The organism is Microbacterium sp. XT11, assembly GCF_001513675.1.
Taxonomy (GTDB): Bacteria; Actinomycetota; Actinomycetes; order Actinomycetales; family Microbacteriaceae; genus Microbacterium.
Map to the genome: position 1 here is coordinate 393,215 of NZ_CP013859.1, position 13,715 is coordinate 406,929.

A 13,715-nucleotide genomic window follows, 5' to 3' on the forward strand; every position below is an offset into this window, starting at 1 on the left:
GCCGTGATCCTCTTCATCGTCAAGCGGCTGGCGATGGGGGCGGGACTGGTGCTGCTGGTCCTCACCCTCATCTTCTCCGCACTGCAACTCGTACCGGGCGACCCCGCCGTGCTGCTGCTCAGCACCGGCGACGGCGGGGCGCCCAGCCCCGAGGCCGTCGCGGCGCTCCGCGAGCAGCTGGGCCTCAACCAGCCGCTGCTCACGCAGTACCTCTCGTTCCTCTCCGGCGTCTTCACGGGCGACCTGGGCGAGTCCTTCCGCACCTCGCAGCCCGTGCTGGAGGCCATCGGCGCCCGGCTCCCCCGCACCTTGCTGCTCGTGGCCTACGCGACGGTCCTGTCGGTCATCATCGGCGTCGCGATGGGTGCGATCGCCGCTCGCCGCGGCGGGTGGGTCGACACGCTGGTCACAGCGCTCAGTTCGATCGGCGTCGCCCTGCCCGTGTTCGTCTTCGGCGCGGTGCTCATACTCGCCTTCTCCATCGTCCTCGGACTCTTTCCGGCCGGCGGGTACGTCGATCCGTCGAAGGACGCGCTCGGGGCGATCAAGAGCCTGACGCTCCCTGCCGTCTCGCTCGCGGTCGGCTTCGCTGCCCAGATCGCGCGGATGACGAGGTCGGCGGTGCTCGAGGTGCAGACGCAGGACTGGGTGCGCACGGCGAAGTCCATCGGGCTCGCACCGATGGCGGTGTTCCGCAAGCACGTGCTGCGCAACTCGCTCACCCCCGTCGTCACGGTCGTCGGCATCGGCTTCGGCACGCTGCTCGGCTCGACGGTGCTCGTCGAGCGAGTCTTCAACTACCCGGGGCTGTCGAGCCTGCTCGTCGACGGCGTCACCACGCGCGACTATCCGGTCGTGCAGGGCGTCGTGATCGTGATCGCCATGCTCTTCATCGCGATCAACATCGTCGTCGACATCACCTACGGAATCCTCGACCCCCGAGTGAGGCGAGCATGAAACTCAGCCCCCGCATCCGTCAGGCGATCACGCCGCTGCGGACCGTCATGGTCGTGTACCTCGTCGTGATCATCGTGCTCATGGCGTTCGCTCCCCTGCTCGCCCCCTACGACCCCATCGCGCAGAACGTCGCGATCCGGCTGCAGCCGATGTTCAGCCCAGGGCACCTGCTCGGCACAGACGAGCTGGGCCGCGACATCCTCTCGCGCATCATGTTCGGGGCGCAGGTCGAGCTGTTCATCGCCCTCGGCGCGACCGTGCTCGCGACCGTGCTCGGCACGCTCCTCGGCCTGCTCGGCGGCTACTTCAACGGTCTCACCGAGGTCGTCACGATGCGGCTCGTCGTCGACGTCATCCTGGCCTTCCCTCCCATCGTGCTCGCGCTGCTCGCGGTGACGCTGTACGGGCCGGGCCCGGTGACGCTCATCATCGCGATGGGCGTGCTGTTCGCACCGATCTTCGCCCGCATCACCTACGGGCAGGTGCTGTCGACCAAGCGCGAGGAGTACGTCGACGCGGCGCGCACGTTCGGCGCGCCGACCGTCGTCATCCTCTTCCGCACGGTGCTGGCCAACGTGTCCGCGCCGATCATCGTGCAGTTCTCGCTCACGATGGCCGCCGCGATCCTCATGGAGTCCGGGCTCAGCTACCTCGGTCTCGGCGTCGTCCCGCCGACGCCGTCGTGGGGCTCCATGGTCGCGCAGGGACAGCGCTACCTCACGACCGACCCGCACGTGCTGCTCGTTCCCGGCGCGGTCATCGTGCTGACGATCCTCGCGTTCGGCATCCTCGGCGACGCGCTGCGCGACCTCCTCGACCCGAAAGCGAAGAAGCGCTCATGAACGAACCGCTGCTGCACGTCGACGGCCTGTCCGTCGAGTTCCAGACGCCCGACGGCTGGCGTCAGGTCACGTACGACGTGTCGTTCCGCGTCGACCGCGGCAAGACGCTCGCTCTCGTAGGCGAGTCGGGCTCGGGCAAGTCGGTCACGGCGATGTCGATCCTCGACCTGCTCCCGCCCAACACCCGCCGCACTGGGCGCATCGTGTTCGACGGCGTCGACCTCGTGACGCTGCGCGACAAGGGGCTGCGTCCGTTGCGTGGCTCGCGCATCGCAACCATCTTCCAGGAACCCATGACCGCGCTGAACCCGGTCTACACGATCGGGCACCAGCTGATCGAGGCGCTCACCAGCCACCACGACCTCGACCACAGGACCGCACGCGAGCGCGCCGTGCAGCTGCTGCGCGACGTGCACATGCCGGCGCCGGAAGAGAAGGTCGACCACTATCCGCACCAGCTCTCGGGCGGTCAGCGCCAGCGCGCCATGATCGCGATGGCGATCTCGTCGGAGCCCGACCTGCTCATCGCCGACGAGCCCACCACGGCGCTCGACGTGACCGTGCAGGCGGAGATCCTCGACCTGATCTCCGAGATCCAGGAACGTATGGGCATGGCCGTGCTCATCATCACGCACGACATGGGGGTTGTCGCCGACGTCGCCGACGAGGTCGTCGTGATGAAGGACGGCAGGGTCGTCGAGAGCGCGGCAGCCCCTCAGTTGTTCCGCAGCCCGCAGGAGCCGTACACGCAGGCCCTGCTCGCCGCGGTCCCGCACCTGGGCAAGGCCGACGACTTCCTCTCTGCCGCGCGCAACAAGCTGCGCATCGACGGCGTGACGGCGACGACCCCGCTGCCCGAGACCGTGCTGCGCCTGCAGGATGCCGTGATCCGCTACCCCGGACGCTGGCGGCGCCCCGGCTTCCAGGCGATCAACGGCATCGATCTGCAGGTCGCACGCGGTGAGATCGTCGGCCTCGTCGGCGAGTCGGGTTCGGGCAAGTCGACGATCGGCAAGGCCGTGATCGGCCTGCTGCCCGTGACCGAGGGCGTCCTCGAGGTGCGCGGCGAGCGCATCACCGGCCGACCGGGCAGGGCGCTGCGCCAGTTGCGCCGCCACGTGACCATGGTGTTCCAGGACCCCGCGTCGTCGCTCAACCCTCGGCGCACGATCGGCCAGGCGATCTCCGACCCGCTGCTGTGGCAGGGGCTGGTCCGCGATCCCCGCGCGCGGCGCGCACGCGCGAAGGAGCTCCTGGAGCGGGTGCAGATCAATCCCGACTGGTCCGACCGCTACCCGCACGAGCTCTCGGGCGGTCAGCGCCAACGCATCGGCATCGCGCGGGCCATCGCGACCGACCCCGTGCTGATGATCGCCGACGAGCCCACCTCGGCGCTCGACGTGTCGGTGCAGGCGCAGGTGCTCGATCTGTTCCTCGCGCTGCAGCGGGAGCTCGGCTTCTCGTGCCTGTTCATCAGCCACGACCTGTCGGTGGTCGAGACGCTGTCGAACCGCGTCGTCGTGCTGCGGCACGGCGACGTCGTCGAAGAGGGCGAGACCGAGGAGGTGCTGCACCATCCGCGCGACGAGTACACCAAGCGCCTGATCGCAGCGGCCCCGGTGCCCGACCCCGAGATCCAGCGCGTCCGGCGCGCGGAACGCCTGGCGGCGAGGCGGGGCTGAGCATGGAGACACGACGACTGGAGCTGTTCGTCACGCTGGTCGATGCCGGCGGTTTCAAGCAGGCCGCCGCGAGCCTCTTCATCACCGCACCCGCGCTCTCACAGCAGATCTCCCGGCTCGAGAAGGACGTCGGGGTCGCGCTGATCGACCGCAGCATGCGACCGATCGTGCCGACGGAGGCGGGCCGCGAGTTCTACTACCGCTGCCGCCGGGTGCTCGAGGCCATGCAGCCCATCACCCGGCTGCTCGACGACCAGCACAACCACGAGTTCGGCCGCGTGCGGGTGGGCATCGTGCCCGCCATGATGTTCAGCTCGCCGGCGCGGGCCGTGCGGCAGTTCATCCGGGCGCATCCGACCGCGACCGTGCAGGTGCGCAGCATCGCCACCTCGCTGCTCATCGACGAGCTCGAACAGGGATCGATCGACGTGGCGATCCTCCTCACCGAACCCGACATCAAGGACCTCACGTCGACCGCGCTTTTCAGCGAGGAGTACCTCGTCGCGCTCCCCGACGACCATCCGCTGGCCGGGGTCGATGAGGTGGACTTCGCGATGTTGCGCAACGAGCGCATCCTGCAGGGTCCGCGCAGCGCAAACCCGAGCGGGTACGACGCGATTGTGACGGCATGCATGCGCGCCGGGTTCTCGCCGCGATCGCTCGAGGTCATGGGTTCGTATCTCGACCAGGCGGCCATGGTGTCCGCCGGCATGGGTGTGTGCTTCATCCCGAAGTCGCTCGCCGACATCCCGCAGCACGACGTCGTGTACCGCACGCTCGTGAACCCCTCGGTGGGCCTCACGACGTCGATATCGCGGTTCGAGCGGCGACTCGACTCGGTCGGCCGCGCTTTCGTGCAGCACTGCATCACCGAGCTCTCCGTCCCGGAGAGCCTCACCTCGATCAAAGGAGAATCATGAAGTTCGCGATCGGCCAGATGGTCTCAGGCGACGACAAGGCCGCGAACCTCGCGGAGATCACGCGGCTCACGGAGGAGGCGGCGGCCGCAGGGGCGCGTCTCGCCGTCTTCCCCGAGTTCGCGATGTTCGACGTGCCCGTGCTCGACGAGGAGTTCGTCAAGCAGGGCGAGCCGCTCGACGGCCCGTTCGTGACGGGGCTCGCCGAGCTCTCGCGCCGCACGGGTGTCGCGATCGTCGCCGGCATGCTCGAACGGATCGAGGGCGACGCAAGAGGCTACAACACCCTCGTGCTCGTGACCCCCGACGAGGGGCTCTCGCGCGTCTATCACAAGCTCCACCTGTACGACGCGTTCGGATTCAAGGAGTCCGACCACATCCGCCCTGGCGACATCACCGGTCCGGTGACCTTCGCGATCGACGACGTCAAAGTCGGGATGCTCACCTGTTACGACCTGCGGTTCCCCGAGGCGGCCCGTGAGCACGCCGACGCCGGAGTCGATCTGCTCCTCTACCCCGCGGCGTGGATGCCGGGCACGCGCAAGGAGGACCACTGGAACACGCTCGCCCGCGCCCGCGCGATCGAGAACACCTTCTACGTCGCAGCCGTCTCGCAGGGCCCCGGCGTCGGCACGGGCGGCAGCATCATCGTCGACCCGATGGGCATCACGCTCGGCGAGATCGGTGAGAGCAGCGGCATCGCCGTGGCCGACGCCCGCCCCGAGCGCGTCGCGCAGGTGCGATCGGTCAACCCCTCGCTCGCCAACCGCCGCTTCACCGTCGCCGCGTCGGCCTGACGCCCTCACTCTCCGCAACACGAAAGGAACATCATGACTCACACGCTCAAGCAGGGGGCCTGGCTCTCGGACGGCAGCAGCGCGATCGGCGAGATCGTCGCGGGCCTCGGCTACGACTTCGTCGTGCTCGACATCGAGCACGGATCGTTCGACCTCGCGGTCCTGGAGCGCTTCATCCCGCTGCTCAAGGGCCTGGGACTCGAGGTACTGTCGAAGGTGCTCGTGCCCGAGCGCGGCGCGATCCAGCAGGCGCTCGACTTCGGGTCCGACGGCGTGATCATCCCGCACATCGAGGGACTGGAGCACGCCAAGCGCATCACCGACTTCGCCAAGTTCCCCCCGCTCGGCTCGCGCAGCCTCGCCGGCGGCCGCACGATGAACTACCGCGGGTACTCCGACGAATGGATCGCGGCGCAGGACCGTGACATCAAGGTGTTCCCGATGGTCGAGGACCCGCGCGCCCTGCGCGACGTCGAGGCGATCGCGGCGCTGCCGACGGTCGACGGCATCTTCATCGGCCCGGGCGATCTCGCGGCCATGAGCGGGCGCGGCGCCTACCGCCAGACCGAGGCCGACTTCGACGACTTCCGCCGGATCATCGCCGCCGCGCGCGCGAACGGCAAGCCGTGGGTGCTGCCGGCGTGGACGACGGTCGAGAAGGAATTCGCGATCGCCGAGAAGGCCGACTACGTGCTGCTGACGATGCAGCACGCCGCCATCTCCGAGGGCTACGGCAACGCCCGCGCGCTCATGGACCAGCTCATCGCCGGCGCTTCGGCGGCCGGGGCATCCTGACCACGCTCGGCCACGATCGTGACGCGGCGCTGCGACAACCGTCTCAGCGCCGCGGGATCGTCGACCCCCTGATCACGAGCCGCACCGGCAGGTGGTGAGTGCCTTCTCCGATGTCGATCCCATCGATCGCGTCGAACACCCGCAGCGCGGCCTGACGGCCCAGCTGCTGCAGGTTGGCGTCGATGCTCGTCAGCTCCGGCCGTGCGTTGGTCGCGAGCACCTCCCAGTTGTCGTACCCGATCACTGCCAGGTCGTCGGGTACGGAGCGGCCCAGATCGCGCGCGGAATCCAGCACGCCGCGCGCGATCTGGTCGGAGCCGCAGAAGATCGCATCGATCTCCGGATGCCGCTGCAGCAGGAGCGCGCCTGCGTCTCGCCCCCAGTGCTCCGTCCACTCAGCCAGCATCGGCTCCCCCACGAAATCCAACCCGGCCTCGCCTGCCCGTGCGGGGGGAGTGCCCCGCCGGCCGCGCTAGTCGCGACGGCGGGTGACCGCGCGCTGCAGCAGCACGAAGACGAGCAGGATGCCGCCGGTGATGATGGTCGTCATCTCCGGCGGGATGCCGCCGTCGCGCGTGATGAGAACGGTCGGCATCCGCCTTGACCACGAGCATCGGCACGCTGAGCGACAGCCGCCGCAGGGCTGCCACCGACGACGACCGCGGAGCGATCACGCACAGCGCGTCAACACCCTGCGTCGTGAGGTTGTCGACGGCATCCTGCGGCGTCATGGCGTCGCCCTCGTGCAGCGCGACGGCCGTGACGGAGTATCCAGAGGTGCGGGCCGCGACCTCGACGGCGCGCAGGATGCTGGTGGGCCCGAACGACACCGCGCTCTCGATGATGACGCCGATGCGTCGGGTGCGCTGCGTCGCGAGGGCGCGGGCGACGAGGTTCGGGCGGTAGTCGAGCTCCTCGATCGCCTCCAGCACGCGGCGCCGGGTGTCCGGTTTGATGTTCGGGTGATCGTTCAGCACCCGGGAGACGGTCATGTGCGACACCCCGGCGAGGTCTGCCACATGGCGGATGCCGGGCTTCTCCGACCCGAGGCTGGCCATGCGCACCTCCACCAGTCTCGCCCGGTGCGATGTTACCGAGAACACGGATGCGGACGCAATCGCCCTCGGCTGCACCCGAAACCCTTTCGAGTCGCATGAATGACCCTCTTATCGCCGATTCGAGGTGCAATCATGCGACTCGAAAGCGGCACGGCGGCGCTCAGAGACCGAGGCGCTCCAGATAGTCGTTGACGAAACGGCGCTCGGGGTCGTGCTCCGCGGCGAGCGCGGCGAAGTCGGCCCAGCGCGGATAGCGCGCCCGCACCTCCGCGCCGTCGAGCGTGAACACCTTGCCCCAGTGCGGACGAGCGGATGCCGGCAGCGCGGCCTCGATCTCGGGCAGGAGCGCCCGGACCGCGGCCTCGTCGGGCTTCCACGTGAAGTGCAGGCCCACGGCATCCGTGCCGTAGGAGGAGCTCATCCACAGGTCGTCCGCGCGCACCGTGCGGATCTCGTTCACGAGCAGCAGCGGCGCGATGCGGTCGGCCAGGGAGCGGATGGCCTCGATCGCGGCGACGGCGTCCCCGCGCGGCACGAGGTACTCGCTCTGGATCTCCTCGCCCGCCGACGGCGTGAACTCGAGCTTGAAGTGCGGCAGCCGTTCGTACCAGGGAGCTGCCACGCCGCCCTGGTCGGTGCACGCCTCCGGGTCCACCCCGATGATCGGATGCCGCTTGCCGTCGGCCGCGACGGCCCCGAGGCGCGACATGACCTCCTCGCGGCGCTGCCGCTGCGCCCCGGCGTCCGCGCGCGTGGCGGGGACGCGCTGCTTGACCCAGATCTGGTCGGCGTGCGCGGTCTGCTGCCACCGCGAGAAGATGCTCACGCTGGTGCCCACGCTCGTGACGGCGTCGAGATCGGCGAGGATCGCGTCCCACCCGGGGCTCTCGAACACGTGCTGCGCGACCTGGTACGTCGGTTCGACGTCGAGCGTCACGTCGAGCACGGCGCCCAGCGCGCCGAGGCTCACGACGGCGCCGTCGAAGCCCTCGTCCCCGCGCTGGAGCTGCACGAGTCCACCGTCGGGCCCCAGGAGCGTGAGCGCGCGCACGGCGCCGGCGAGGGAGCGGATCTCGTCGCCCGAGCCGTGGGTCCCGGTCGCGACAGCGCCCGCGATCGAGATGTGCGGCAGCGAGGCGAGGTTCGCGAGAGCGAGCCCGTCGGCGTGGAGACGCGCGGCGATGTCGCCGTAGCGCAGGCCGCCGGCGACGCGCACGGCGTCGCGGCCGGCGTCGACCTCGTACGTCGCCGGCATCCGGTCGAGCGCGATGAGCACGCCCGCGGTGTCGGCGATGTCGTTGAAGCAGTGCCGGGTGCCGAGCATGCGCACGGATCCCGGCTCCGCGAACAGCTCGCGCAGCTCGTCGACGGATGCCGGATGCTCGACCCGCTGGGCCCGATAGGCGAGGTTGCCCGCCCAGTTGCGCTCGTTGCTCATGGTGTCAGCGTAGCCATGCTTCTGCGTCGGCCTCGTGCGCGCAGGACGGTCGAGCGCCGGATCGCGAATGGCAGGTTCCCGTCTGAGCTTGTCCGAATCGCTCGGGTGCGCCTGGCTAGCCTGACAGCATGCGCATCTCGGATTTCCCCGTTCCCGACACTGCGGCGGCGCGCGGCGCCCGCGAGCTGATGCACGAGTACCACTCCCCCGCGCTGGTCAACCACGTGCAGCGGTCGTGGCTGTGGGCGGAGGCGTTCGCCGTGGTCGAGGGGCGCGAGGGCGTCGACCACGAGCTCCTCTACGCCGCGGCCCTGCTGCACGACATCGGGCTGGCGCCGGCGTTCGACAACCACCTGCTCGGATACGAGGAGGCCGGCGGGCACGTCGGCGAGGCGATGGCGGCCGGCGCCGGCTGGCCACGCGAACGCCGTGTGCGCATCAACGAGGTCATCGTGCGGCACAACTGCCCCGAGGTCGACCCGGGGTTCGACCTCGAGGGGTATCTGCTCGAGACGGCCACGGGTCTCGACATCTCGGGTCGCCGCGCGGAGGACATCCCGCTCGAGTTCCGGCGCGAGGTGCTGGCGGCCCACCCCCGCCTCGCTCTCGCGGAGGAGTTCGGCACAGGCGTCAGCGAGCAGGCCGAGCGCAAGCCGCACAGTCATGCACGCCGCCTGCTCGACGGCGGCCTCACCGCAAAGCTGGCGGACAACCCGCTCGAGAGGCTCTGACGGGCTGATCCGAGAGCCGACGTCGGGCCGTGCACGCTCACCAGTGCACACACGCTCACCAGTGCCCACACGCTCACCAGTGCACAGTCGGCCAGCCGTCGGCATCCCACGTGATCGGCAGAAGCGCGAGCTGGAAGGCTCCGCCCAGCTCCGCGTCGTAGTAGTGCACGGCGAGCGTGTCGCCGAACACGAACTGCCCACCCGGACCGATCCGGGCTCCCTCGCCGGCGAGGACCGGCGTCCCGCCGTCTTCGAGCAGCGGCACCCCGTCGCGGTCCAGGTACGGCCCCTGCGGCGCGTCCGCTCGCCCGACCGCGACGTTGTAGGTGCTCTTCACGCCCTGGCAGCACGAGTCGCGCGACACGAACAGGAAGTAGTCGCCGTCGTGCTCGACGATGTAGGGCGCCTCGATCGCGTTCGGCGGGGTCCTGCGATCGGCGAGCCGCAGCGGCTCCGCGTCGTCCGCCCGCTTGCCGCTCGGCCACTCCAGCTCGACCATGCGGATGCCGCTCCAGAACGAGCCGAACGCCATCCATGGCGTCCCCTCGGCGTCCTCGACGATCCCCGCGTCGATCGCGTTGAAGTCGTCCCCGGCATCCGACTCCATGACCACGCCCTGGTCGACCCACTCGTAGTCGGGGTCGTCGGGGGCGAGCGTCACGTTGGTGGCGAGGGCGATGACCGACGTGTTCTTCCCGAACACGGATGCCGAGTAGTACAGGTACCACGTGCCGTCGTGCTCGACGAGCTCGGGAGCCCACAGGTTGTCGACGCCGCGGAGCCGTTCGCCGATCCACTCCGGCTTGTCGTCCCACACCTCTCCCCGGTAGCGCCAGTCGACGCCGTCGCGCGAGGAGCGGATCTGCACGTTGCCGTCGGACACGGTGCCGTTGCCGGTCGAGTAGACGTACCAGACGCCGTCTTCCTGGACGAGCGCCGGGTCGTGAGTGGCGAGGTCGCCGCTCACGTCCCGTGCACCGCCCGCGCTGCATCCTGAGACGACGAGTGCCGCCGCCAGGACGGCGACGGCACTCAGACGGCGCATCATCAGCCCAGCGCGATCGCGGACCAGGAGACGGGCGGCAGCGTGACGGTCAGCTCGCCGCCCTCGATCCGCACCGTGTCGTTGCCGTGCACCGTGACGCGCTCGGGCTGCTCGAGCGTGTTCTTGGCGTACACGTCGTCATCGCTGAGGGTGTGGGCCTCGAGCACCGACACGTCGCCGAGGCCGGCGATGTCCACCGTCACCGTGATGGCCTCCGTCGTGCTGCGGTTCACGAGGAAGACCGCAGAGCGCCCCGCTTCGGCGTCGTGGGTCGCCACGGCGTCGACGAGGGGCACCTCGCCGTACAGCGCGGTCTCATAGGTCGGCGCGTCGAGCTTGAGCTCGAGGGCGTCGCCCTGCGCGAGCCGCGAGGTGATCGAGAACGGGTAGAACGTCGTCTGCCGCCACGCCGGCCCGCCGGGCTCGGTCATGATGGGCGCGATCACGTTGACCAGCTGCGCGAGCGACGCGCTCGTGACCCGGTCGGCGTGCTTGATGAGCGAGATCATGAGGTTGCCGAACACGACCGCGTCGACGACCGAGTACACGTCCTCCAGCAGGCGCGGAGCGACGGGCCAGTTGTCGATGCCCTCGATCTTGTCGACGCCGTGGAACCGGTCGATGTACCAGACGTTCCACTCGTCGAAGGAGATGTCGATCTTCTTCGTGCTCCCGCGCACCGCGCCGACGTGGTCGGCGGTGGCGATCACCGTCTCGATGAAGTGGTCCATGTCGACGGCCGAGGCGAGGAACGAACCGATGTCGCCGCCCTTCTCCTCGTAGTAGGCGTGGCACGAGATGTAGTCGACGTCGTCGTACGTGTGGCTGAGGACGACACGCTCCCACTCGCCGAAGGTCGGCATGTGCGCGCTCGACGAGCCGCAGACGACGAGTTTCACGTCGGGGTCCAGCTGGCGCATGCCCTTGGCCGTCTGCGAGGCGATCTTGCCGTAGTCGTCGGCGGAGCGGTGGCCGAGCTGCCACGGACCGTCCATCTCATTGCCCAGGCACCACATCTCGACCGCGAACGGCTCGTCCCGGCCGTTCTTGCGGCGCAGCTCGCTCAGCGTCGTGCCGCCGCGGATGTTCGAGTACTCGAGGAGGTCGAGCGCCTCGAGCGTGCCGCGCGTGCCGAGGTTCACCGCCATCATGAGGTCGCTGCCGACCTTCTCGAGCCAGGAGGCGAACTCGTGCAGCCCGACCTCATTGGTCTCGGTCGAGTGCCACGCCAGGTCGAGGCGGCGCGGGCGCTGCTCGCGCGGGCCGACGGAGTCCTCCCAGCGGAAGCCCGACACGAAGTTGCCACCGGGGTAGCGGATCGTGGAGACTCCGAGCTCGCGGACGAGCTCGATGACGTCCTGCCGGAAGCCCTCGGCATCCGCCGTCGGGTGGCCCGGTTCGTAGATGCCGTCGTAGACGTGGCGGCCGAGGTGCTCGACGAAGCCGCCGAACAGGCGACGCTGGATGCGCCCGGCGACGAAGTGCGGGTCGATGGTCAGACGTGCGGTGGGCATGCGGTTGCTTTCTTTCGTGGTACGGAGATCGGAGGATGAGGAGGAGTCGTTCACTTGACGCTGCCGAGCGTCAGCCCGCCCTGCCAGTAGCGCTGGAGGAGCAGGAACGACAACAGCAGTGGGAGCACCGAGATGAACGCGCCCGAGGTGATGAGGTTCCACACCTGCTCGCCGCCGGCACCGGCGTTCGACAGGGCCAGCCAGCGGTTCAGCCCGACGGTGACCGGCAGCGTCTCGGGGTTGGTGAGCATCGCCAGCGGCAGGAAGAAGTTGTTCCAGGTGCCCACGACGCTCAGCAGCAGTACGGTGACGATCGCCGGGCGCAGCAACGGGACGACGATCGTGGCGAAGGTGCGCCACTCGCCGGCGCCGTCGATGCGCGCCGCCTCGAGCAGCTCGTCCGGCACCGAGTCCTGCGTGTACACGCGCATCAGGTACACGCCGAACGGGTTCAACAGCGACGGGAGGATGACCGCCCAGCCCGTGTTGATGAGCCCGTACTCGCTGAGCAGCATGAACTGCGGGATGACGAGGGCGGTGAGCGGCACCATGACCGATCCGAGGATCATGCCGAACACGAAGCCTCGCCCACGGAAGGCGTACTTGGCGAAGCCGTAGCCGGCGAGCACCGCGACGACGGTCGCACCGATCCCCGACACGAAGGCGTAGAGGAACGAGTTGCCGAGCCAGCGCCAGTAGATGCCGCCCTGGTGCTCGAAGAGGCCGGCGATGTTCACGAAGAACTGACCGGGGTCGTCGAACCAGAACGCGCCGCTGCCGAAGAGTCCGCCGGTGCTCTTGGTCGCCGCGACGAACAGCCACCAGATCGGGATGACGAAGTACAGCGCCAGGATGAGGAGGAGCACATGGGAGCCGATGCGCCGGCCGCCCTGCGCGGTGCCCCTGGGCGGTCGACGGCGTGAGCGCCCGCCGCCTGTGACGATGAGCCGGGTGCTGTCGCTCGTGGGCTCGGCCGGCCGGGATGCGGTGGGAATGGCCATCACTTCAGTCCATTCTGCTTGCGTGTGAGGAAGAGGAAGCCGAAGGAGCCGACGAAGACGACGAGCGCCAGCGAGAACGCGATCGTGGAGGCGTAGTTGAACTGGCTGTAGCTGAACGCGAGCGCGAAGGCGTACATGTTGGGCGTGTAGTCGGCAGGCAGGGCGCCCGACGCGATCGAGCGCAGCACGGTCGGCTCGGTGAAGAACTGCAGGGTGCCGATCAGCGCGAACGTGATCACCATCACCATCGACGACGAGATCATCGGAACCTTGATCCGCGTGGCGATCTGCCATCCGTTCGCGCCGTCGATCCGGGCAGCTTCGTAGATCGCCGGATCGATCGAGCGCAGCGCGGCGTAGATGACGATCATGTAGTAGCCGGACCACTGCCACGTGACCACGTTCACGAGACTGAAGAAGATCGAGTCGCTCGACAGGAAGTTGGGCGCGTCGAGACCGAACAGACCGAAGATCGTGCCGGCCGGTCCGAAGCGCGGGCTGTAGAGGAAGCTCCACATCAACGCGCCGATGACGACCGGGATGGCGTAGGGCGCGAAGATGAGCAGGCGCGAGAGCTTCGACAGCCACGTCGCCAGGTTGTCGAGCAGCAGCGCTGCGACGAGAGCCACGAGCAGCTGGGCGGGGATCATGACGACGGCGTACAGCACGACGCGTCCAATTCCCCCGAGGAACAGCGGATCCGTGAACGCCTTGATGTAGTTGTCGATGCCGACGAACTTCGTCCCGGTGGCGAGCGTGGAGCTGAACAGGCTCATCCCGAACGCGTAGATCAGGGGGAAGATCAGGAAGGCCGCGAACACGACGAGGAACGGCGCGACGAACAGCCAGCCGACGCGCTGACGGCGGACGATGCCGCTCGCGCGACGTCGCTGCGGCCTCGCGGGCGAGGCGCTGAGTGCCTGAGTGGTCATGAGATC

Annotated in this window: 14 protein-coding genes; 7 read left to right on the forward strand and 7 right to left on the reverse strand. The window is 69.0% G+C overall.

Annotated features, from left to right (window positions below; translation table 11 throughout):
* The first annotated feature begins 3 nt into the window (after positions 1-3).
* From AB663_RS01985 to AB663_RS02010, 6 genes are read left to right on the forward strand one after another with little or no spacing between them, the layout of a single operon-like run.
* A complete protein-coding gene (locus AB663_RS01985; protein ID WP_198147905.1) occupies positions 4-957 on the forward strand; it encodes an ABC transporter permease in 954 nt (317 codons plus the stop codon).
* Positions 954-1,799 carry an ABC transporter permease gene (locus tag AB663_RS01990; RefSeq protein ID WP_067195193.1) on the forward strand — a complete coding sequence of 282 codons (846 nt, stop codon included), beginning with the start codon at positions 954-956 and terminating at the stop codon, positions 1,797-1,799. The genes AB663_RS01985 and AB663_RS01990 overlap by 4 nt, the downstream gene beginning before the upstream one ends.
* Entirely contained in the window at positions 1,796-3,481 is a 1,686-nt protein-coding gene (locus AB663_RS01995) for a dipeptide ABC transporter ATP-binding protein (protein WP_067195196.1), read from the forward strand. Before AB663_RS01990 ends, AB663_RS01995 begins: the two co-directional genes overlap by 4 nt.
* Positions 3,482-3,483: 2 nt before the next feature.
* On the forward strand, positions 3,484-4,401 hold the full coding sequence (locus AB663_RS02000) for a LysR family transcriptional regulator (protein ID WP_067195199.1): 918 nt from the start codon (positions 3,484-3,486) through the stop codon (positions 4,399-4,401).
* Positions 4,398-5,195, forward strand: a complete 798-nt coding sequence (locus AB663_RS02005) for a carbon-nitrogen hydrolase family protein (RefSeq protein WP_157540823.1) — start codon at positions 4,398-4,400, stop codon at positions 5,193-5,195. Before AB663_RS02000 ends, AB663_RS02005 begins: the two co-directional genes overlap by 4 nt.
* A gap of 33 nt (positions 5,196-5,228) precedes the next feature.
* Positions 5,229-5,990, forward strand: a complete 762-nt coding sequence (locus AB663_RS02010; RefSeq protein WP_067195203.1) for an HpcH/HpaI aldolase family protein — start codon at positions 5,229-5,231, stop codon at positions 5,988-5,990.
* Between the two features lie 43 nt (positions 5,991-6,033).
* On the opposite strand, the gene AB663_RS02015 is transcribed toward AB663_RS02010, so the two are convergent.
* The 3 genes from AB663_RS02015 to AB663_RS02025 all read right to left on the reverse strand — a co-directional run bounded on the left by AB663_RS02015 (position 6,034) and on the right by AB663_RS02025 (position 8,486).
* Positions 6,034-6,396 carry a substrate-binding domain-containing protein gene (locus tag AB663_RS02015; RefSeq protein ID WP_232304604.1) on the reverse strand — a complete coding sequence of 121 codons (363 nt, stop codon included), beginning with the start codon at positions 6,394-6,396 and terminating at the stop codon, positions 6,034-6,036.
* Positions 6,386-7,048 (reverse strand): LacI family DNA-binding transcriptional regulator, encoded by a 663-nt coding sequence (locus AB663_RS02020; RefSeq protein ID WP_232304605.1) that lies wholly within the window; start codon positions 7,046-7,048, stop codon positions 6,386-6,388. The genes AB663_RS02015 and AB663_RS02020 overlap by 11 nt, the downstream gene beginning before the upstream one ends.
* Positions 7,049-7,208: 160 nt before the next feature.
* Positions 7,209-8,486, reverse strand: coding sequence for a D-arabinono-1,4-lactone oxidase (locus AB663_RS02025; protein ID WP_067195206.1), 1,278 nt, complete (start codon positions 8,484-8,486; stop codon positions 7,209-7,211).
* Between the two features lie 128 nt (positions 8,487-8,614).
* Here AB663_RS02025 and AB663_RS02030 point away from each other — a divergent pair, with 128 nt between their 5' ends.
* Positions 8,615-9,217, forward strand: coding sequence for an HD domain-containing protein (locus tag AB663_RS02030; protein ID WP_067195209.1), 603 nt, complete (start codon positions 8,615-8,617; stop codon positions 9,215-9,217).
* A gap of 73 nt (positions 9,218-9,290) precedes the next feature.
* Here the strand turns inward: AB663_RS02030 and AB663_RS02035 are convergent, their stop codons facing one another.
* Genes AB663_RS02035 through AB663_RS02050 form a run of 4 tightly spaced genes read right to left on the reverse strand, consistent with a single transcriptional unit; the run spans position 9,291 to position 13,709 of the window.
* Entirely contained in the window at positions 9,291-10,265 is a 975-nt protein-coding gene (locus tag AB663_RS02035; protein ID WP_067195213.1) for an arabinan endo-1,5-alpha-L-arabinosidase, read from the reverse strand.
* A complete protein-coding gene (gene arfA / locus AB663_RS02040) occupies positions 10,265-11,776 on the reverse strand; it encodes an arabinosylfuranosidase ArfA (protein ID WP_067195216.1) in 1,512 nt (503 codons plus the stop codon). Before arfA ends, AB663_RS02035 begins: the two co-directional genes overlap by 1 nt.
* 50 nt (positions 11,777-11,826) lie before the next feature.
* A complete protein-coding gene (locus AB663_RS02045) occupies positions 11,827-12,777 on the reverse strand; it encodes a carbohydrate ABC transporter permease (RefSeq protein WP_083511056.1) in 951 nt (316 codons plus the stop codon).
* Positions 12,777-13,709, reverse strand: coding sequence for a carbohydrate ABC transporter permease (locus tag AB663_RS02050; protein WP_083511057.1), 933 nt, complete (start codon positions 13,707-13,709; stop codon positions 12,777-12,779). Before AB663_RS02050 ends, AB663_RS02045 begins: the two co-directional genes overlap by 1 nt.
* Between the last annotated feature and the right edge of the window lie 6 nt (positions 13,710-13,715).

Excerpts from the sequence above, each read along its gene's own strand:
- AB663_RS02000 (WP_067195199.1), top strand. The coding sequence starts at position 3,484 with ATGGAGACACGACGACTGGAGCTGTTCGTCACGCTGGTCGATGCCGGC.
- AB663_RS01995 (WP_067195196.1), top strand. The coding sequence starts at position 1,796 with ATGAACGAACCGCTGCTGCACGTCGACGGCCTGTCCGTCGAGTTCCAG.
- AB663_RS02025 (WP_067195206.1), bottom strand. The coding sequence starts at position 8,486 with ATGAGCAACGAGCGCAACTGGGCGGGCAACCTCGCCTATCGGGCCCAG.
- AB663_RS02005 (WP_157540823.1), top strand. The coding sequence starts at position 4,398 with ATGAAGTTCGCGATCGGCCAGATGGTCTCAGGCGACGACAAGGCCGCG.
- arfA (WP_067195216.1), bottom strand. The coding sequence starts at position 11,776 with ATGCCCACCGCACGTCTGACCATCGACCCGCACTTCGTCGCCGGGCGC.
- AB663_RS02045 (WP_083511056.1), bottom strand. The coding sequence starts at position 12,777 with ATGGCCATTCCCACCGCATCCCGGCCGGCCGAGCCCACGAGCGACAGC.
- AB663_RS02020 (WP_232304605.1), bottom strand. The coding sequence starts at position 7,048 with ATGGCCAGCCTCGGGTCGGAGAAGCCCGGCATCCGCCATGTGGCAGAC.
- AB663_RS01990 (WP_067195193.1), top strand. The coding sequence starts at position 954 with ATGAAACTCAGCCCCCGCATCCGTCAGGCGATCACGCCGCTGCGGACC.
- AB663_RS02035 (WP_067195213.1), bottom strand. The coding sequence starts at position 10,265 with ATGATGCGCCGTCTGAGTGCCGTCGCCGTCCTGGCGGCGGCACTCGTC.
- AB663_RS02050 (WP_083511057.1), bottom strand. The coding sequence starts at position 13,709 with ATGACCACTCAGGCACTCAGCGCCTCGCCCGCGAGGCCGCAGCGACGT.
- AB663_RS02030 (WP_067195209.1), top strand. The coding sequence starts at position 8,615 with ATGCGCATCTCGGATTTCCCCGTTCCCGACACTGCGGCGGCGCGCGGC.
- AB663_RS02015 (WP_232304604.1), bottom strand. The coding sequence starts at position 6,396 with ATGCTGGCTGAGTGGACGGAGCACTGGGGGCGAGACGCAGGCGCGCTC.
- AB663_RS02010 (WP_067195203.1), top strand. The coding sequence starts at position 5,229 with ATGACTCACACGCTCAAGCAGGGGGCCTGGCTCTCGGACGGCAGCAGC.